Source organism: Kitasatospora sp. NPDC032150 (genome assembly GCF_055579945.1).
Genome location: NZ_JBVIMH010000035.1, coordinates 54995 through 72685, shown reverse-complemented (window position 1 = coordinate 72685; position 17691 = coordinate 54995). Strand labels below are relative to the sequence as shown.

Genomic DNA, 17691 nt, shown 5'->3' with positions numbered 1-17691 from the left:
TTCCTCCCTCCCCCCCCCCCCCACCCCCCCACCCCCCCCCCCCCCCCTCCCCCCCCCCCCCCCCCCCCCCCCCCCCCCCCCCCCCACGGCCGGTGGAGCGGTTGCTCACTTGCCGGCTCCCGGCTTCAGGCTGTCCTGCGCCGCGCTCGCCCCGGTGAAGTCCGGTGCGATCTCGGCGGGTTGGTCCTGCGGCTGGCCCGAGGTGGCCGAGTAGACGCCGTTGCTGCCCAGGGCGGCGGGCTGCATGGCGCGGCCGCTGGGGTTGTTGTAGACGTCCGGGCCGAAGGGGCGCAGACCGGGGGTGCCGGCGTAGCCCAGGTGCCCGTGGCCGTCGGCGCCGCCCCGGGTGACGTGGAACAGGTCCTCCATGCTGCGCAGCCACGAGTAGTGGTTGTAGGGCTGGTCACTGATGGTTCCGGGCTTGATGTAGCGGGATATCAGGACCGAGCCGGTGATGCCGCCGCCGGGAGTGGTGTCCTGGCCGAACGCCTGGTCGCCGGGCTGGCTGGTGTTGGGGCCCGGCAGTTCGTTGCAGCATGCCACCACTGACTGCGCGGTGTCGGTGGGGGTGTTGAGCTTGGGATCGCTGTTGCCGGTGTAGTCACCGGTGGAGTTGCCGTACAGCTTGTACGGGGGGAACGCCTCGTCGAAGGTGATGTCGATCAGGCCGCCGTCCTGGAAGGCGGGGGAGGCCATGATCTGGGGGATCCACTTCTGCAGGAACAGGTCGGACGCGTACAGGCCGCCCTGGTGGTTGTTCGGATCGCCGGATCCGTTGTCGCCCTTGCAGGTGGAGTCGTGCGCGTCGGAGCAGTTGTTCGGTGTGATCCAGGAGAACGCGGGTGTCGTCTTCTCGCTCTTGAGGTCCTGGGCCAGACCGCTGACCGCAGGGTGGCCCGCACCGGCCGGCAGGCCGTCCAGCGGAGCGACCCTGGCGCAGTCCTTCGGGTTGTCCATCACCGAGTGGAACCAGGCGGTCGGGTTGTGCTTCGCCACGTACTGGTCCTGCGCGGTGGCGCCGCCCGGGTCCGGAACGCCGTTGCCGGACGGGTCGCCCGGGATCCCGCAGCCGTACGGGTTCTCGCGGCCCGGCGTGTTGCCCATGTCCTGCATGTACGCCTTCCAGCCGACCTGCTTCTGGTCGAGCTGGTTGAACAGGGTCTGGACCGAGCGGGGGTACACGCAGCCGGAGGTCGCGTGGACCTGGCCGTCGGCCGCGGGCGTGCCGGGGGATACGTTCTTGTACTGGGGGCAGTCGGCCTGGGTATCCGGTGCCGGGGCCTGCCCGCTGGCCAGGCTGATGTAGTTGTCCAGGCTGTAGTGCCCGGTGCCGTAGTACTGGCGCAGCAGCTCGCCGTACTGAGGCAGGGTCTTCCAGAGATAGCTGTTCTGGTTGAGTCCGGTGAACGACGCTTCGTACGACTTGTTCTCCAGGACGAACAGCCAGACGTGCTTGATCTTCGGCGGGTGGAAGCCGTGAGCGCTCGCGGCGGCCTGGTCCGCCCCGCTGCTCGCCATCAGCCCTGCGGCTGCCAGTACCCCCGCACTCGAGAGCGCCGCCACCCGGTACAGGCGGCGGGCGCTCGTCCGGCTCTGCCGGATTCCCCTGAGTTTCATGAAGGACATGCTCTCGGTCCCGTCTACGCGCGTTCGACCCTGATAAGGCAAAACTTGTCCGAACATTGACGGAAGCTTTCGCCAGGTCAGAGCGGTGACCAGGGCACGCTCGGGCGGGCTGCCGGGCCGGTGCGCCGAGCCGTAATCGAACGATCCGACGGGCTTGCCCGCCATCGCGGCCGGGACCAGGCTGGAAGGGGCGAGGGGAGCGCCGCGAGGGGGGCGGACGGAGAGTCGCCGATGATGGACAGTCGGGAAGCCGCCGGGCGGCCGTGGCCCGGTAGCGGCCACCGGACCGTGCCGCACACGCCGGATCTGGCGGTCTCGCTGCACGGCCTGCACCTGCGGGGCGTCTCCGGCAGCTGGAGCTGCCGGGTGACCGTCGACGTCTGAACGGGGGACGGAAGGCGGGCCGAGGCGATGGAGCTCACGCTGGCGCTGGCCGGTGACACGATGCTCGGCCGCGGCGTGGCCGAGGAGCTGCGCCGCTCGCCCTCGCCGGGCACGCTGCTGTCCCAGGCGGTCCGGGTCGCCCTCGCCCAGGCCGACCTGGTCGTGCTCAACCTGGAGTGCTGCGTCTCCGGTCGCGGGCGCCGCTGGCCCGACCCCGGCAAGCCGTTCTTCTTCCGCGCCCCGCCCGCCGCCGCGGGCATCCTCGCCGAGCTCGGCGTGGACTGCGTGACGCTGGCCAACAACCACGCCCTGGACTACGGCTTCGACGCCCTGGCGGACACCCGGACGCTGCTGGACCAGGCGGGGGTCCGCGCGGTGGGCGCCGGCGCGGACCTGGCGGCGGCCCGGGAGTTCGCGGTCCTGGAGGCCGGCGGGGCGCGGATCGCCGTGGTCGGCGTCACGGACGACCCGGAGGACTTCGCGGCCCGCGAGAACCGGCCCGGGGTCGCCTTCGCCGACCTCTACCGGAGCGTCCCCGGCTGGCTCACGGAGCTGGTCGCCCGGGCTGCGGACGAGGCCGACGCCGTGCTGGTCACCCCGCACTGGGGACCCAACATGACCACCCGGCCGCCGGCCCATGTGCCGCCCGCCGCAAAGGAGTTGCTCGATGCGGGTGCGACGCTGGTGGCCGGACACTCGTCGCACGTCTTCCACGGCGTGACCCACCGGATCCTCTACGACATGGGTGACTTCGTCGACGACTACGCCGTCGACCCGGTGCTGCGCAACGACCTCGGGCTGCTCTTCCTGGTGACCCTGGCCGGCCCGGACCCCGCGCACCTGGCACCCACCGGGTTGGAGGCGCTGCCGCTGTTCCTGGACTACTGCCACACCCGGGTGGCCCGCGACGGCGAACGGGAGTGGATCCGCGAGCGGTTCACCAGCGCGTGCGCCGGCTTCGGCACCGAGGTGGGCGAGCGCGGCGGACGGCTGACGGTCGACTGGAGGTGAGGCACATGGAGGTCGTGCTGGTGGAGGAGAGCCCGTACCGCCTCCGGATCGAGCAGCGGGGCCAGATGCGCGTGCCCGGTGTGGTGTTCGCCTCGCAGGCGCTGGTGCCGCAGGTCGCGGGGGACCGGGCGCTGGAGCAGGTGGCGAACGTCGCGACGCTGCCCGGCATCGTCCGGGCCTCGTTCGCCATGCCCGACGTGCACTGGGGTTACGGCTTCCCGATCGGCGGGGTGGCAGCGACCGACATCGCGGAGGGCGGGGTCGTCTCACCGGGCGGGGTCGGCTTCGACATCTCCTGCGGCGTACGGCTGCTGGCCGCCGGGGTCGAACGGGCGGAGCTCGGCCGCGACCGGCTGCAGCGGCTGATGGACATCCTCGACGTCACCATCCCGCGCGGAATGGGGCGGGGTGGCCTGTGGAAGCTCTCGGGCCCGGACGAGATGGACGACCTGCTGGTCGGCGGCGCCCGGTACGCGGTCGAACACGGCCACGGGGTGCCGCGCGACCTGGAGCGCTGCGAGGACTACGGCGTCCTGGACGGGGCCCTCCCGGGCCAGGTGAGCCGGCGGGCCGTCCAGCGCGGGATCGACCAGGTCGGCTCCCTGGGCTCGGGCAACCACTTCCTGGAGGTCCAGGCGGTCGACAGGATCGACGACCCGGACACCGCGGCCGTGTTCGGCCTGCGGGCGGACCAGGTGTGTGTGATGATCCACTGCGGTTCGCGGGGCCTGGGCCACCAGGTGTGCACCGACCACGTCCACGCCATGGACGAGGCGCTGCACCGCTACCGGATCTGGGTCCCGGACCGGCAGCTCGCCTGCACCCCCGTCGACTCCCCGCCCGGCCGCGACTACCTGGGCGCGATGGCGGCCGCAGCCAACTACGGCCGCGCCAACCGGCAGTTGCTCTCCGAGGCCGCCCGGCGCGCCTTCGTCACGGCGGCCGCGGTCGGACTCGACCTGGTCTACGACATCTCCCACAACATGGCCAAGCTGGAGACGCACGAGATCGACGGCGTGAACCGGCTCCTGTGCGTCCACCGCAAGGGTGCCACCCGGGCCCTGCCGCCCGGCGACACCAGCCTGCCGCCGGACCTCGCCCGGGCGGGCCAGCCGGTGCTCATCCCCGGCACCATGGGAACCGCCTCCTATGTGATGGTCGGCCTGCCGGGCAACGACGCCTTCCACTCCGCCTGTCACGGGGCCGGCCGGGTCTGGAGCCGGCACCACTCCCTGCGCATGGTCCGCGGCGAGCAGCTCAAGGGCGAACTGGAGGCCCGGGGCATCGCAGTGCGCCCGGCGTCATGGCGCGGTCTGGCGGAGGAGGCACCCCAGGCGTACAAGGACGTGGACGAGGTCGCCGCCGCCACCGAGGGCGCCGGACTGGCCCGGATCGTCGCCCGGCTGGTCCCGCTGGGCGTCGTCAAGGGCTGACCGGGTCGCGGAGCGTGAGCGCGGTGGCAGCGGCGGACGGGGACGGCGAGGAGCTGGTACGCGCCGCGCGTGCCGTCGGCGTGCGGGACGAGAGGCTGCTGGCGGCGCTCGCCGCGATCCCGCGCACCGGGTTCGTCCCTCCCGCCCAGCTGAACGCGGCCGTGCGGGACCGGCCCGTGCCGATCCCGCACGGCCAGGTGACCACCCAGCCCTCGCTGTCGGCCCGGATGATCGAGGGACTCTTGCTCGCCGGTACCGAGCACGTGCTCGAGGTCGGTACCGGGTACGGCTTCCAGACCGCGCTGCTCGCCCACCTGGCGGCCGACGTGGTGAGCATCGACCTGTGGCCCGATCTGGTGGCGCAGGCGCGCCGGAACCTCGACCGGCAGGGCGTGCACAACGTCGAACTGCTCGTCGGCGACGGCAGTCTGGGAGTGCCGGAGCGCGCGCCCTTCGACGCGATCCTGGTGTCGGCCGCGTTCCCCGAGGTACCCGCACCGCTCGTCGAACAGCTCAGGCCCGGCGGCCGTCTCGTCCAGCCGATCGGACCGGGCGGGCGGGACGACGTCATGTCCTTCCGGCGGACGGGGAGAGGGCTCGAGCACGGGCGGTTGCTGGCTCCGGCGTGCTTCGTCCGCCTGCACGGTGAGTACGGCTACCCGCGCTGATCCCGACGAGTCCCAGCTCGGCTGTTGCGGCCTGCGGCAGCCCTGCGATCCTGAAAGTACGTGATCGTCCGACAGGTCTCGCCCGGTCAGCGCTCCCGTGCGCGAGTGCATCGCCGCCACGGCCGAGGCACCGGGCCCGAGCACCGCAGGCGGCCGAGTACGCCCTGCTCACGCACTTCGGAATGACGGGACGCCAAGAACTCATGGCATTCGACTTCAATGCGGACGTGAAACTGACGGACCAGGACGACCCGACCAGTGTCCAGTTCATCAACATGACCATCGGATCCGTTACCCCGGGCGCCGACCGGCTCCGCGGCAGCTGGCGTGGCACCTCCGTGTTCGTTCCCTCCTCCGGAGGAGAGTTCGACTGGGACGGCCGGCCCGGCCAGCTCGCCGCCTTCGTCTTCGACGGGCTCTCCTCGACGGGCCGGCTGGTCCTGGGGCTCAACGACTTCGCCGCACCCGGCGGAGGGCTGCCGCAGCCGGGGGCGTCGGGCGGCGGCGCCGTGACGGACCCGGACAACCCCGTGTTCCTCGCGACCGTCAACTGGACGATCACCTGACGCCCGGTCCGGCTCCGCCCGCCCCGGTGGACGGGCGGGCGGAGCCACGGGTCTCAGGCGTTGAGGGTGGTGATGTTCCACCAGCGCTCGTCGCCGAGCGCCAGGGTGATCGGCACGGGCGCCGCCTTGCCGCGGTGCAGCAGGGCCGGGTAGTTGCGCTCGGGCAGCGGCCTGCTGGTCCACGGCCGGCCGTCGTGGCCGTCGTCGGGCACCGAGGGGATGCTCACCTCGAAAGCGTTCGCCAGGTCGTCCGGGGTGACGCCGTCGGGTACCTCCCGGAGGGTGAGGATCTGCTCGAAGTGCGGGCGCTTGACCAGGCGGTGGGCGATGTGGACCTCGTCGCCCGCACCGTAGAGCAGATAGCTCAGGTGTGGCGGGAAGGGCTCCTCGCTGAACCGGCGGAAGTTCAGCACCCGCCTGATCCGCGCGGTGAAGCCGCCAGAGATGGGCTCCCAGATCCGGTCCTCGCCGTTGCCGGTCTGGGTGACCCGGTCGAGCCGGGCCGGGTACTCGGTGACGGTGCCCTCGCCGATCGGGGGCAGCACCATGTCCGCGGTGTTGCGCACCGCGTGCCAGCTGGCGGGGCGCTCCGCCTGGTCCTTGAGGTAGGTGTCGACGATGTCGGCGGGCAGGTCGTACTCGACCACGACCTGGTAGCGGTGCTCGGCCATGCCGAACATGGCCAGGTGGTAGCCGAAGACCGTGTCCCGGCCGGACAGGATGAAGGAGTGGACCGAGGGGTCCTCGTGCTCGTGGTCGTGCCGGGTGCTCATACGGGCTCCTTGCGGATGTCGGGTTGCGGGTGGGAGGCGTGCCGGCGCTGCCAGAAGAGCCGGTCGCTCCAGCGGCTCTCCTGCCGGTACACCGTGCGGTGGTTGCGCCGGTAGGCGGTGAGGATCTCGGTCACGTTGGCGCGGTACGCCGCCAGGGCGTGGCCGTCGCCGTCGAGGTGGGCGGCCAGGGCGGAGGCGCCGGCCATTCCGGTGTAGAGGGCGGTGAGGACGCCCTGGGAGGAGATCGGGTCGAAGGCGGTGGCGGCGTCGCCGACGGCGATCCAGCCATCCCCGGTGGGCACGTCGAGGTGGGAGGAGTGCGCGGGGGCGCGCCTGGGCAGGGCGTCGGCGGGCAGCGGGTGCACCCCGGCCCGGGCGGCGATGTGCCGGGTCTGCCGCAGCAGCCGGCCGAACTCCGAGCGGTTGCGGATCGCCGGCGGGGCGAGGTCGGCGTCGGTGAAGTAGGCGACCAGACGGCGGCGGCCCGGCAGCAGCGCGGTGTACCACCAGCCGTCCTCGGCGGACTCGACCAGCGAGGTGGTCTCGGCGGCCCGGCCGGCTGGGTCGGGCGCCAGTTCCAGGCAGGTGGCGATCAGGTGGTCGGTACGGTGGACGGCGGCCCGGCCGATGGACACGATCGCCCGTCTGCGGCCGCTGGCGTCCACCAGCCAGTCGCAGCCGACCGTCCGCTCGGCGCCCGGACCCTGCAGCGTGACCAGCCAATTCCCGTCCGGGTGACGGTACTTCACCCTGGCCCTGGTGCGTTCGGCGCTCTCCGCACCGGCCGCGCGGGCGGCCTCGCGCAGCGACCTGTCGAACCGTGCACGGTCCAGGTGCCAGCCGGGTCCGTGCGGGTCGTTGATGAAGTCGGTCCGGCCCAGGGCGGTCGATCCCCAGCAGGAGAGATTGGCGTAGCAGGTCAGGTGGCCGGTGGCGACGGGCCCCTCGCCGGCGCCCAGGTCGTGCAGCAGGACCCGGGCCGCCGCGGGCAGGGACTCCCCGACCTTGGGCGGCCCGTTCCCGGCATCCGCGAGCAGGACCCTGCGGCCCGCGCGGGCCAGGGTCAGGGCGGCGGCCGAGCCGGCCGGGCCGCCGCCCGTGACCACCACGTCGTAGTGGCCGTCCCCGCCTGCGCCTCGACGGGCCGGCGGGCTCGGCCGATGGAGGTGCTGGTGCGTCGGTCGCTGGTGCATCGGATCCCGGCGCATCAGACGTTGTCGCGGAAGGGCGCGACCTTGTCGATGAACCCGGCCGTGACCTCCTCCGCGGTGTAGCCGCTGACCGCGATCGCCTGGTTGATGGCCACCGACGCGACGGCCGGGTCCGCTGCCTGGGGCACGTGCAGGGTCACCAGGTTCTGGGTGAGCGGAACACCCTCGAGGTCGATGGACGGCTTGGACTCCACCTGGATCCGGTCGGGGAAGCCCGTGGCGCCGTCGCGTACCTCGACGATCCCGAGCCGGTACCAGTCGTCGATCATCTGGTTCAGCTGGTCGGTGTTCTGCCCGCGGAGCCCGCGCAGCCACACCGCCCGGCGCTCGAACGCCTCTGTGCGCTCGGTCAGGGGCCGGCTCTCGTCCACGACCACCCCGTAGTCCTCCTCGGTGAGGACGTGGTTGGGGACCCGGGCCGGCCAGAAGCTCGGCAGGTACGGGTCGTGGCGCGGGCTCAGCGACAGCTCGTAGCCGGAGCGGCAGCTGGCGGTGTCGCTCTGCCACGGGACGGCCATCCAGCGGGACAGGTCACCCGCCGCCTGGGCGTACAGCGGTCCGTTCACCGACAGTGCGGTGTCGGGGGTGAGGACCGTGCCGTAGTGGGGCTCGGGCTGGTCGGATGAGCGGTGGCGGATCCGGAATGGCGCCATGTACATCGAGGGGTGCCGGATCGGCCAGGTGACCTCGCAGCCGGGGTGGAAGGCGTCGGCGAGGCAGAAGTCCAGCGCGGCGCGGTCGAGCGCGGCCGGCCTCTCGGCGAGCGGGAGGTCGGCGATGTCCCGGGCCGGCGGCGTGGCCCCGAGGGTGCCCCAGTCGTCCTCGAAGTCGCCGTCCGCCCAGTACTGGAACATCCGGTACTGGGTCGGGGAGAACGCCATGTGGTGCAGCGGGGTGCGCGGCGGGATGGCCATGCCGTCGCCGTACAGCCACGGCCACGGGACGGGGGAGAGGCCGTCGCGCCCGAAGTCGCGCAGTGCGTTGAACACCTGCCGGCGCAGCGCGCGGCGGGTGGGGTCGGTGCTGCTGAGCCGCTTCAGCATCGCCGGGGTGGTGAAGTCGTTCAGGCCGTCGTGGCCGTAGTAGCCGGCGAAGCCGTGGTTGACCCACTGGTGGTCGTTGAAGCGCCGCAGCACCGGTGCGATGTGGCGGGTGAAGGAGACCTGCTCGGGGAACGGTAGCGATCCGTTGCTGACGAACACGTCGTACAGCAGGTCGTACAGGGTGCGGATGCCCTTCTGCGCGGGCGCGTAGTTCGGCGGGGCGACCACCACCCAGGCGGGGTCGACCGACAGCTCGCGGCCGCCGACGGTGACGGTCGCCGTGACCGGGCCGTCACCGATGTCGTCGTGCCAGCCGTCGTTGTTGGCGTAGGTGTTCACCGGCTTGCCGTTGTAGGAGGCCGACTGCCCGAAACCGCCGAACACCAGCAGGTGCCCGTCCTCGTCGGTGCGCAGCTCGCCGAGGTAGACCTCCTTACCCATGAACTTGCCGTCGCGGAAGTGGAAGTCGGGGCCACAGGCGTTCCTGCCGCTGATGGTGATCGGGCCCGGGTCGATCACCAGGTCCTTGCGGAGGTCCCCGGTGATCTCCTTGTTGCGCAGTTCGGAGGGCTTGGCGAGCGTCGCGTCGGGGATGTCCAGGGCGAGCTGGAACTGGTACCAGGCCGCCTTCTTGTTCGCCAGGTGCGCGGTCCAGCTGATATCGGAGTTGTCGGAGGTGAGTTCGGCCACGACCTGACCGGCTGCGTTGTATCCGTAGATTCTGAAGCGCGCGACCTCACGCTTGATCGCACCGGCGGAGTCCTTGTAGAAGCCGGGTTCCTGCGGTACGGGGTCGGGGACCTCGGGTGCGATGAAGTACCCCTCCGGTGAGTTCCCGACCCGGGCGATTCCGATGGAAGGGTGGATCGCGGCACGGACGATCTCGTCGCTCATTGGCTCGTTGCCTCCGATTCCGGTAATGCTGACTCTGAGTGAAAGTTCGCCAGCGGAACGCTATGGCAGGCAGCGCTGCTCCGATTGGAGGGACACGGGTCATCACTCGCACGGGTGATCGGCGGACAGGGAGTTGCTTTCGGGATTCCCGTCCGGGCGCTTCGACGGTGTGAGCCCGGTTACGGAACAGCCCGGATTGTTGCGGGCGGATTGACCGCCCGCTAACAATTGGCCCGATCGTCGGCGCCGGCGGTCCGGAAATCGACGGCGCCGCCCGGACGCGGGGATCCGGGACGCAGGGGGCCAGACGTCCGGAGGTCCCGTATGACAGCCCATGCCCGACGTGGCCGCCGCGCGCCCGCTCGCCGCCCGGGGTACCTGGTCCCCGGCGCGGTGGCCGCCGTGCTGACCGGCGGCGCGGTGGCGGCCGGGGTCGAACTCCCCTGGCCGGTGCCCGGCCCGCTCGGCGGGACGCTCGCCGGGGCGGGGACGCGGATCACGGCCTTCCTGGACTACTTCGCCGGGGTCTTCACCCTGCTCTCGCTCACCGCCGCCGTGGTGTGCGGACTACTCGCCACCGACCGGCTCGTACTCACCCCCCGGCTGCGGGTCGCCGTCCAGTCGGTGCACCGGGCGACGTCGGTCGCGGCCCTCGGCTTCCTGGGCACCCACATCGCCGTCAAGGTCCTGGAGCGGCACGCCGCCCCGGTCGCCGCGGTGCTCCCGTTCGGTGGCGGCACCTTCGCCGTGAGCCTCGGCACCGTCGCCGCGGACCTGCTGGTGCTGGTCGCGGCCACCGGCGTCCTCCGCGGCCGCTTCGCCGGCAGCCGCCGTCCCTGGCTCTGGCGGGTGCTGCACATCGTGGCGTACGCCTGCTGGCCCGTCGCCCTGGTGCACGGGCTGACCGCGGGGCGGGCGGCCCACGCCTGGGTGCTTTGGGGCTACGGCCTGTGCGCGGCCGGGGTGGCGCTGGCCCTCCTGGTCCGCGGCCTGGCCTTCCTCGGACGCCGCAGCACCCTCGGCCGGCTGCGCCGCGGCGCGAAGGCGTACCGGCCGGCGACCCCGTCCCCGGCCGTGCTCGCCGAGCTGTCCGTGCCGCACGTGGCACACGCCAGGCAGGCCCGGATGCTCGGCGGTTCCCGCCCGGTGCCCTGGCCCGACCTCTCGCAGGCGGCCAGGACGGTACCCCGGCCCAGATCCGCCCAGCAGGGGCCGCACCGATCGGGAGGCAGCCGATGAACCCCGTCCTGGAGATCCCGGCCGTGTGGCAGCTGGGGAGCGCCCGGCTGACCGCGGGCCTCGACCGCCTCCAGCGCCTCGACCTCAGCGCGCACGGCAGCGTCCACGGGCCGCTTCCCCAACCCACCCGCGACGGCCTGCTGGCCCTGGCCGACCGGATCGACCTGCGCGGACGCGGTGGCGCCGGCTTCCCGTTCGCGCGCAAGGCGAGCGCCGCGCTGGCAGCCGCGGACCGTACCGGCGCCCCGCTCGTGGTGGTGGTGAACGGCACCGAGGGCGAGCCGCCCAGCGCCAAGGACCGGATGCTGCTCGCCCGCGCCCCGCACCTGGTGCTGGACGGCGCCTGCCTGGCGGCGGCCGCGTTCGGGGCGGAGGAACTGGTGATCGGCGTCGCCGCGGGTGGACCGGGGGAGGTCTCGATCCCCGCCGCCCTCGCCGAGCGGAGCGACCTGCCCTGCCCGGCCCGGACGGTGTGCCTGCCCGAGCGGTTCGTCTCCGGTCAGGCCGGAGCACTGATCCGCGGCGTCAACGGCCTGCCCGCCGTGCCGCCGCCGCTGAAGGCCCGCGCGGCCGACGGCGGCACGGGCGGTGTGCGCGGCCGCCCGACCCTGCTCTCCAACGCCGAGACCTGGGCGCAGCTCGCCGTCGCCGCCCGGCTCGGCCCCGACGTCTACGCCGCCGCGGGTACCGCCACCGAGCCGGGGACGGTCCTGCTGACCGTCAACCGGCCCGGCGCCGAGCAGCTGGTGGTGGAGGTGCCCGCCGGGGCCCGGCTGGGAACGGTGCTGACCGGCTGCGGCAGCGCGCCGGGCGAGGGGGTCCTGGTCGGCGGCTACCACGGCGCCTGGCTGCGCCCGAAGGACGCGATGGACGCCGCGCTCTCCCGGGCCGGGCTCGCCGAACTCGGCGGGGCGCTCGGCGCCGGGGCGATCGTCGCGCTCCCGGCCGACACCTGCCCGCTCGGCGAGGTCGCCCGGGTGACGGCCTGGCTGGCGGCGGAGTCGGCCGGACAGTGCGGGCCGTGCAGGCGCGGGCTGCCCGCCGCGGCCGAGGCGCTCGCCGTCCTGGCGGCCGGGGCAGACGCCGCCGCAGCCGAGACGGCGCGGTACGCCGTCTCGGCCACCCAGGGCCGGGGCGCCTGCGCTCACCCCGACGGCACCGCCCGCTTCGTCCTGTCCGCACTGGAGGTGTTCGAGCAGGACGTCGCCGCGCACACCGGGGGCGCCGGCTGCGGCCGCCCGGTCCACGGGGTGCTGCCGCTCCCGCACGAGGAGGGACTGCGGCTGGAGGTGGACTGGTCCCGGTGCGCGGGGCACGGCCTGTGCGCGGTCCTGGCGCCGGAGCTGATCCGGCTCGGACCGCACGGCTACCCCGAGCTGAACAGCACGCCGGTGGCGGGCTGGCAGGAGCACGGGGCCCGCCGGGCGGTGAGCCAGTGTCCGGCGCTCGCCCTGCAGCTGCGCTGACGGGAGCACCGCCGAAGCCGCCTCGCCCGGGCGGGAATCAGCCCGCGTCAGCCCGCAGCTCGGGGAACTGGTCGTCGCGCCACTCCCGGTCGAGCACCGTGCCGCTGTCCGCCGCCTGCTGCTCGCGACCGCGCAGCTCGACCCGGCGGATCTTCCCGGAGATGGTCTTGGGCAGCTCGAAGAACTCGACCCGGCGCACCCGCAGGTACGGCGGCAGGTGCTCCCGGGCGTGGCGCAGGACGGCGAGAGCGGTCTCGCGGTCGGGCTCCCAGCCCGGGGCGAGGGCGACGTACGCCTTCGGCACCGCGAGTCGGACCGGGTCGGGGGCCGGTACCACGGCGGCCTCGGCGACCGCCGGGTGCTCGATCAGCACGCTCTCCAGCTCGAACGGCGAGACCTTGTAGTCCGAGGCCTTGAACACGTCGTCGCTGCGGCCGACGTAGGTGATCCAGCCGTCCGCGTCCCGGACCGCCACATCGCCGGTGCGGTAGTAACCCCCGCGCGTCACGGCCGCGTTGAGGCCGGGATCGCCCAGGTAGCCGGTCATCAGATTGAGCGGTTGCCGTGCCAGGTCCAGGCAGATCTCGCCCTCGTCGCAGACCTCTTGGCGGACCGGGTCGACCAGCACCACCGGAACTCCCGGCAGCGGACGGCCCATCGAGCCCGGCTTGACCGGGGAGCCCGGGGTGTTGCCGACCAGCAGGGTGGTCTCGGTCTGCCCGAAGCCGTCCCGGATGGTCAGTCCCCAGGCGCGCTCGATCTGCGCGATGACCTCGGGGTTGAGCGGCTCCCCGGCCGCGACCAGCTCCCGCAGCGAACCGGGGCCGGCCGACAGGTCGGTCTGGATCAGCATCCGCCAGACCGTCGGGGGAGCGCAGAAGGTGGTGACACCGGCCCCGTGCAGCTGCTCGACCAGGCGGGCCGGGTCGAAGCGCGAGTAGTTGTAGACGAAGATCGTTGCCTCGGCGATCCACGGCGCGAAGAAGCAGCTCCAGGCGTGCTTCGCCCAGCCGGGAGAACTGATGTTGAGATGGACGTCGCCCGGGCGCAGCCCGATCCAGTACATGGTCGTCAAGTGCCCCACCGGGTAGGACACCTGGGTGTGCTCGACCATCTTCGGCCGACTGGTGGTGCCCGAGGTGAAGTACACCAGCAGTGGGTCGCCGACCGAGGTCGCCGCCGTGAACGGCTCCGGGGAAGCGATCTCGTACGCCTCGGTGTAGGAGGCCCAGCCGGGGACCGGACCGCCGACCGCCAGGCGTGAGTAACTGCCGGGAGCCGCCGCGAACTTGGCGGTGTCGGCGGCGTTCGCGACCACATGGCGGGCCCCGCTCCGCTCGATCCGGTCCACCAGGTCGGCGGGGCCCACGGCGGTGGTGGTCGGCATGATCACCGCACCCAGCTTCATCACGGCGAGCATCGACTCCCACAGCTCGACCTGGTTGCCGAGCATCAGCAGCACCCGGTCGCCCTGCCGGACGCCCTGGGCGGCCAGCCAGTGCGCCACCTGGTCGGAGCGGTGGGCCAGTTCACCGAAGCTGTACCGCGCCTGGTGGCCGTCCTCCTCGACGATCCACAGCGCCGTGCGGTCATTGCCGCGGGCGATGGCGTCGAACCAGTCGACGGCCCAGTTGAACCGGCCGGTGAGCTGCGGCCAGCGGAACTCCGCCATCGTCGAGGAGTGTCGGCCCGACAGCCGGAGCAGCTGGTCGCGCGCTGCGCGGTAGGACTCGGTGGCGGAACTCGCGGTCACGGCTATCGGCTCCCGGTGCGGTTGGCCGGCCACTCCACCGAGTGGCGGGCACGGCGGACCAGTACATGATCTCGCGCATGACCGTAGCCGGTGCGGGATCCGTACCACCAGCCTCTCGCGTGATTCCCCTCGCCGCCGACGGCAGCTGAGGCATTGCCGAGTGCGGTGGCGGTCGCCGCACCGATCAGTGAACCGGGGCAGCGTTCCGACGGGGTCGGCCACCGGTTCGGCACCCTGCCCACCGACGCCTGGGCGCAGATCGCACCGCCGACCGGGTGGAGCGCGGCCGAGACGCGCCGGCTGGACGCCTTTCCGGCGGCAGGTGTCCTGACCCTCGTGGTCGGAGCCGGGTGTCAGTGGCGCTGGGCCTTGGCCACCTTGGCGCTCGTGACCGCGGCCTGCTTGTCGCCGTGTGCGAGGACGGTGCGGTTCTCGCCCGGAGCCACGTTCTCGGTGCCCACCACCACCGACTCGACGGTCTTGCCCGCGCTGTCCAGGAAGTCCACTTGGGCGGCGTAACTGGCACTGGCCGACGTCGGGTTGTGGATGGTCAGCAGCGCCGCCGGGAAGCCGTCGGTGGCGGTGGTCGGCACCCCGGTGAGGGTCACGTCACCCAGTGCGTTGCCGGTGCCGGAGGCGGCGGCCAGCGCGGCGGTCGCCTGCTGCCTGGACTTCGACACCTGGGCGGACACCGAGGACTCGAAGGCGGCCGCCCGGGATTGCAGCGAGGCCGTCGCGGACGCGGCGGAGGCCGCGGCGACGGCGGCCGCCTGCGACATCAGCGCGGCCGCGTTGGAGGCCGCCGAGGTCTGCTGCGGGCCGCCCAGTTCGGAGGCCTCCGCCGCGGCCGCCGCCGCCCGCTGGGACGCGTCCGCGGCCGCCGACACCACCGAGGGGCTGATGCCGCCCTTGGTGTGCTCCGAACTGCACGCCGCCGCACCCGTGGTCAGGGCGCCGGCCAGGGCGAGCAGCGCGCCGGCCCGCAGCCCGGGGCCGAGCGTGGTGCGGAGCGTCCGCGCTGCGCGGGGCCCGGTCGCCGTCCGCCGGACCGGATGGCGGTGTACGCACGGCTCGGGCATGCCCATGACGGTCTCCTGTGATCGCTCGGCCGATCCCATGGCGGTGAACCTGTTCGCGGCTCCAGGCTGCGTTCCCGTCGCGCGGACGGCGCGGCGGGCTGAGCCCAACGAGTGCACCGACCGGCACCGTGCCGGGGCCCGGGCACCTGCGGTGGGCCCGGGGGCGGCCGGGCGATCCGGGCCAGGGTGAGACGACGGCCGGCTTCGGCGCGGCCGACCCGCATGTGGGTGGGGGCGGCTCAGGGCATGTCCAACCTGCGCGCCAGCGAGGGATCCGGCGGGTAGCGGCGTTCGGGCGGGAGCTGGCGGGTGGCCTCGACCCGACCTTCCCGCGGTCCGGCCTTGCTGCAGCCGGGCGCGACGGCCGCACCGCCGGGCCCGGGGCCGGTCGGATCGCGTCACGGCCGGTCGAGCGTGATCGAGTCGATCGGGCGGGGGAGTCCGGCCCCTGAGTATGGTCCAGACCACTTGCCCACTTCGGAGGCAACTCGGCTGACAGAGTGGCAGATCCGAGCCGTTTCCGATAGCGGAGTGTCAAAGATTCGTCATATGCCAGACGGCTTTGCCGGAAATCGCATGTTCGGCTGCCGCACGCGATAGCGTTTCGTGGCGTTGAGGCTACCGCAGGTGAGCACGGGTACTTCCCGAGCGGCCTCACGCGGTGATTGCGCGTGCCTTCGGATGAAGAGGTGAAGCGAGTTGACGGGAATCGACGAGTGCCTCGTCGAAGCGATGACGATACCCGGCGCGCTGGGTGTCAGCCTGGTGGACTGGACCAGTGGGCTGACTCTCGGCGCAGCCGGGGAGGGCCCGTCCGGAGACCATGACGCGGGTGCGGCCGACGCGACCGAACTCGCCCGCGCCGTCGTCCAGAACCCGTCCTTCGCCGACCCGGACTCGGCCGGCACCCTCGCCGAGGACGTCATCGTCACCTCACCCGGCCGCTACCACCTGCTGCGCTTCGTGGAGGCCGGATTCGAGACCGGCGCCTTCCTCTATCTCCGGTTGGACCGCGACACCGCGAATCTGGCCATGGCCCGGCTGCGGTTGCGAGGGATCGCCGAACGGCTGGTGCTGGTTTGATGGATCTGCAGACCCGCTCGCCCCTGGTGTCCCGTCGGCGGCCGCAACTCCTGGCGTCCGGCCGCACGTTAGGCGACGTGGTCGCGGAGCTCGCCGCCTCTCGCCGCACCGGGATCGTGCAGAGCACCACGGGTGCGGTCCACCTGGTCGACGGCACCGTACTGCAGGTGGAGAGCGCCGGGGCGCTCGATCTGCCGACCTTGCTGGTCCGTTCCGGACGGATCCCCGCGCAGGAGCTGCTGGACCTGGCCAGGAGCTGCGAACAGCCGCTGCCGAAGGCCCTGTTGGAGTCCGGACGGGTGGGCCGGGGCGTGCTGGAGCTCTGCCACCTCACCGCGCTCTCGGACGCCGCCTTCCTCGCGCTGCCCCAGGACAGCGGCCCGGTCCGGTTCCAGGAGGACGTCCGGCCGCAGGACGGGGTGATCCGTACCGTCGACGTACCGACGCTGCGGGCGGCGGTCGCACGGCGGCGGGCGCTGCTCAACCGGATCTGGCCGTGCCCCCGGCTGGACGTCGCTCCGCTGCGGCTGAGTGCGGCGGGGACGGCCGGGGTCGGGACGCGGTGGAGCCGGGGCCAGCGGGCCGTCATGCACGCCGCGGACGGGCGGCGGACGCCGCTGGAGATCGCCCGGCTGCTGGGCCGTCCGGCCTTCGCCACCCTGCTCGACGTGCGCAGGCTCGCGGCTGCCGGGCTGGTGGAGAGCCCGCCCGATCCGGACTTCGGCGGCCTCCTCGCAGCGCCGCCGAGACCGTCGCCGCCCGCCGTGCCGACCGTGCGGCCGACCGCGCTCCCCGCCGGGCCGGTCCGGTTGCACGGGGGTTCGGCGGACCCTGATATCGCCCTGCTGATCCGACTCCGCGCGGCTCTGGAGGCCCGTCTGTGACCACTCTGTCCACCCGGCCGGCTCGACCCGCCCCGTGCACGGTGGCCGCCGAATGAAGCGCGCACTCCGCCAACTCACCGGAAAGAGGCAGTTCGTGATATCCGAGCACGAGGTGCTGGTCGAACTGCGCGGGCTGCGCGCCAGGATCCCGCACCTGGCCGGCGCGCTGGTCGCGACCACGGACGGCCTGGTGGTCGCCCACGACACCACCGACCTTGAGCCGGAGGGCATCGCGGCGCTCACCGCCGCCGCGCTCGGCGTCGGTGCCAGGCTGACCGAGGCCACCGGGCGCGGCGGCTTCCGTGAGCTGCTGACCCGGGGCGAGTACGGCTACACCGCCACCTACGCGGTCGGCGCCTTCGTGGTGCTGACGCTGCTCGCCGGGCCCGAGGCCAACGTCGGCCGGCTGCACCTGGAGGCGCGCAAGGCCGGCGGCCGGATCGCGGCCCTCGCGGACTCCGCGCTGGGACGCCTTCCTTCCTGACTCCCCCCTTCCGCGGGGGGGGGGGGGGGGGGGGGGGGAGGGGGGGGGAAGGGGGGGGGGGGGGGGGGGGGTTTTTTCCGTATTTCACCGAAAC

At 73.1% G+C, this 17691-nt stretch carries 16 protein-coding genes; 10 read left to right on the top strand and 6 right to left on the bottom strand.

Features of this window, described 5'->3' with window-relative positions:
* Positions 1-105: 105 nt before the first annotated feature.
* Positions 106-1617 (bottom strand): alkaline phosphatase family protein, encoded by a 1512-nt coding sequence (locus ACZ5ON_RS29875; protein ID WP_465599237.1) that lies wholly within the window; start codon positions 1615-1617, stop codon positions 106-108.
* 240 nt (positions 1618-1857) lie between these two features.
* Between ACZ5ON_RS29875 and ACZ5ON_RS29870 the strand changes: the two genes are divergently transcribed.
* The 5 genes from ACZ5ON_RS29870 (at position 1858) to ACZ5ON_RS29850 (ending at position 5688) form a co-directional block, all read left to right on the top strand.
* On the top strand, positions 1858-2010 hold the full coding sequence (locus tag ACZ5ON_RS29870; RefSeq protein ID WP_465599235.1) for a hypothetical protein: 153 nt from the start codon (positions 1858-1860) through the stop codon (positions 2008-2010).
* A gap of 27 nt (positions 2011-2037) precedes the next feature.
* On the top strand, positions 2038-3021 hold the full coding sequence (locus ACZ5ON_RS29865) for a CapA family protein (RefSeq protein WP_465599233.1): 984 nt from the start codon (positions 2038-2040) through the stop codon (positions 3019-3021).
* A gap of 5 nt (positions 3022-3026) precedes the next feature.
* Entirely contained in the window at positions 3027-4454 is a 1428-nt protein-coding gene (locus ACZ5ON_RS29860) for an RtcB family protein (RefSeq protein WP_465599231.1), read from the top strand.
* Between the two features lie 23 nt (positions 4455-4477).
* Positions 4478-5122 carry a protein-L-isoaspartate(D-aspartate) O-methyltransferase gene (locus ACZ5ON_RS29855; RefSeq protein ID WP_465599229.1) on the top strand — a complete coding sequence of 215 codons (645 nt, stop codon included), beginning with the start codon at positions 4478-4480 and terminating at the stop codon, positions 5120-5122.
* A 227-nt stretch (positions 5123-5349) separates the two neighbouring features.
* Entirely contained in the window at positions 5350-5688 is a 339-nt protein-coding gene (locus ACZ5ON_RS29850; protein WP_465599227.1) for a hypothetical protein, read from the top strand.
* A 53-nt stretch (positions 5689-5741) separates the two neighbouring features.
* Here ACZ5ON_RS29850 and ACZ5ON_RS29845 read toward each other — a convergent pair whose 3' ends face one another.
* The 3 genes from ACZ5ON_RS29845 to ACZ5ON_RS29835 are packed head-to-tail and all read right to left on the bottom strand — an operon-like array spanning position 5742 to position 9609.
* The gene (locus ACZ5ON_RS29845) at positions 5742-6461 is read right to left on the bottom strand and encodes a hypothetical protein (protein ID WP_465599225.1); all 720 of its coding nucleotides are present in this window, start codon (positions 6459-6461) and stop codon (positions 5742-5744) included.
* Positions 6458-7654, bottom strand: a complete 1197-nt coding sequence (locus ACZ5ON_RS29840) for an NAD(P)/FAD-dependent oxidoreductase (protein ID WP_465599223.1) — start codon at positions 7652-7654, stop codon at positions 6458-6460. Before ACZ5ON_RS29840 ends, ACZ5ON_RS29845 begins: the two co-directional genes overlap by 4 nt.
* Before the next feature lie 14 nt (positions 7655-7668).
* Complete coding sequence (locus ACZ5ON_RS29835) at positions 7669-9609, bottom strand: LodA/GoxA family CTQ-dependent oxidase (protein WP_465599221.1); 1941 nt, start codon at positions 9607-9609, stop codon at positions 7669-7671.
* A 324-nt stretch (positions 9610-9933) separates the two neighbouring features.
* Between ACZ5ON_RS29835 and ACZ5ON_RS29830 the strand changes: the two genes are divergently transcribed.
* Together ACZ5ON_RS29830 and ACZ5ON_RS29825 are read left to right on the top strand one after the other, a co-directional pair.
* A complete protein-coding gene (locus ACZ5ON_RS29830; RefSeq protein ID WP_465599219.1) occupies positions 9934-10848 on the top strand; it encodes a hypothetical protein in 915 nt (304 codons plus the stop codon).
* Positions 10845-12314 carry an NADH-ubiquinone oxidoreductase-F iron-sulfur binding region domain-containing protein gene (locus ACZ5ON_RS29825; protein WP_465599217.1) on the top strand — a complete coding sequence of 490 codons (1470 nt, stop codon included), beginning with the start codon at positions 10845-10847 and terminating at the stop codon, positions 12312-12314. The genes ACZ5ON_RS29830 and ACZ5ON_RS29825 overlap by 4 nt, the downstream gene beginning before the upstream one ends.
* Before the next feature lie 37 nt (positions 12315-12351).
* Here ACZ5ON_RS29825 and ACZ5ON_RS29820 read toward each other — a convergent pair whose 3' ends face one another.
* Together ACZ5ON_RS29820 and ACZ5ON_RS29815 are read right to left on the bottom strand one after the other, a co-directional pair.
* Positions 12352-14067, bottom strand: a complete 1716-nt coding sequence (locus ACZ5ON_RS29820) for an AMP-binding protein (RefSeq protein WP_465599215.1) — start codon at positions 14065-14067, stop codon at positions 12352-12354.
* Positions 14068-14420: 353 nt separating this feature from the next.
* Entirely contained in the window at positions 14421-15152 is a 732-nt protein-coding gene (locus tag ACZ5ON_RS29815) for a hypothetical protein (protein WP_465599213.1), read from the bottom strand.
* 693 nt (positions 15153-15845) lie between these two features.
* Here ACZ5ON_RS29815 and ACZ5ON_RS29810 point away from each other — a divergent pair.
* The 3 genes from ACZ5ON_RS29810 to ACZ5ON_RS29800 are packed head-to-tail and all read left to right on the top strand — an operon-like array spanning position 15846 to position 17597.
* Complete coding sequence (locus tag ACZ5ON_RS29810) at positions 15846-16229, top strand: hypothetical protein (RefSeq protein WP_465599211.1); 384 nt, start codon at positions 15846-15848, stop codon at positions 16227-16229.
* Positions 16229-17113: a transcriptional regulator gene (locus ACZ5ON_RS29805; protein ID WP_465599209.1), complete on the top strand. Its 885-nt coding sequence runs from the start codon at positions 16229-16231 to the stop codon at positions 17111-17113. The genes ACZ5ON_RS29810 and ACZ5ON_RS29805 overlap by 1 nt, the downstream gene beginning before the upstream one ends.
* Positions 17114-17165: 52 nt before the next feature.
* Positions 17166-17597: a roadblock/LC7 domain-containing protein gene (locus ACZ5ON_RS29800; RefSeq protein WP_465599207.1), complete on the top strand. Its 432-nt coding sequence runs from the start codon at positions 17166-17168 to the stop codon at positions 17595-17597.
* The last annotated feature ends 94 nt before the right edge of the window (positions 17598-17691 follow it).

Coding starts and splice junctions, on each gene's coding strand:
- ACZ5ON_RS29835 (WP_465599221.1), bottom strand. CDS start 9,609: ATGAGCGACGAGATCGTCCGTGCCGCGATCCACCCTTCCATCGGAATC.
- ACZ5ON_RS29830 (WP_465599219.1), top strand. CDS start 9,934: ATGACAGCCCATGCCCGACGTGGCCGCCGCGCGCCCGCTCGCCGCCCG.
- ACZ5ON_RS29840 (WP_465599223.1), bottom strand. CDS start 7,654: ATGCACCAGCGACCGACGCACCAGCACCTCCATCGGCCGAGCCCGCCG.
- ACZ5ON_RS29870 (WP_465599235.1), top strand. CDS start 1,858: ATGATGGACAGTCGGGAAGCCGCCGGGCGGCCGTGGCCCGGTAGCGGC.
- ACZ5ON_RS29860 (WP_465599231.1), top strand. CDS start 3,027: ATGGAGGTCGTGCTGGTGGAGGAGAGCCCGTACCGCCTCCGGATCGAG.
- ACZ5ON_RS29805 (WP_465599209.1), top strand. CDS start 16,229: ATGGATCTGCAGACCCGCTCGCCCCTGGTGTCCCGTCGGCGGCCGCAA.
- ACZ5ON_RS29825 (WP_465599217.1), top strand. CDS start 10,845: ATGAACCCCGTCCTGGAGATCCCGGCCGTGTGGCAGCTGGGGAGCGCC.
- ACZ5ON_RS29845 (WP_465599225.1), bottom strand. CDS start 6,461: ATGAGCACCCGGCACGACCACGAGCACGAGGACCCCTCGGTCCACTCC.
- ACZ5ON_RS29875 (WP_465599237.1), bottom strand. CDS start 1,617: ATGAAACTCAGGGGAATCCGGCAGAGCCGGACGAGCGCCCGCCGCCTG.
- ACZ5ON_RS29815 (WP_465599213.1), bottom strand. CDS start 15,152: ATGGGCATGCCCGAGCCGTGCGTACACCGCCATCCGGTCCGGCGGACG.
- ACZ5ON_RS29800 (WP_465599207.1), top strand. CDS start 17,166: ATGAAGCGCGCACTCCGCCAACTCACCGGAAAGAGGCAGTTCGTGATA.
- ACZ5ON_RS29865 (WP_465599233.1), top strand. CDS start 2,038: ATGGAGCTCACGCTGGCGCTGGCCGGTGACACGATGCTCGGCCGCGGC.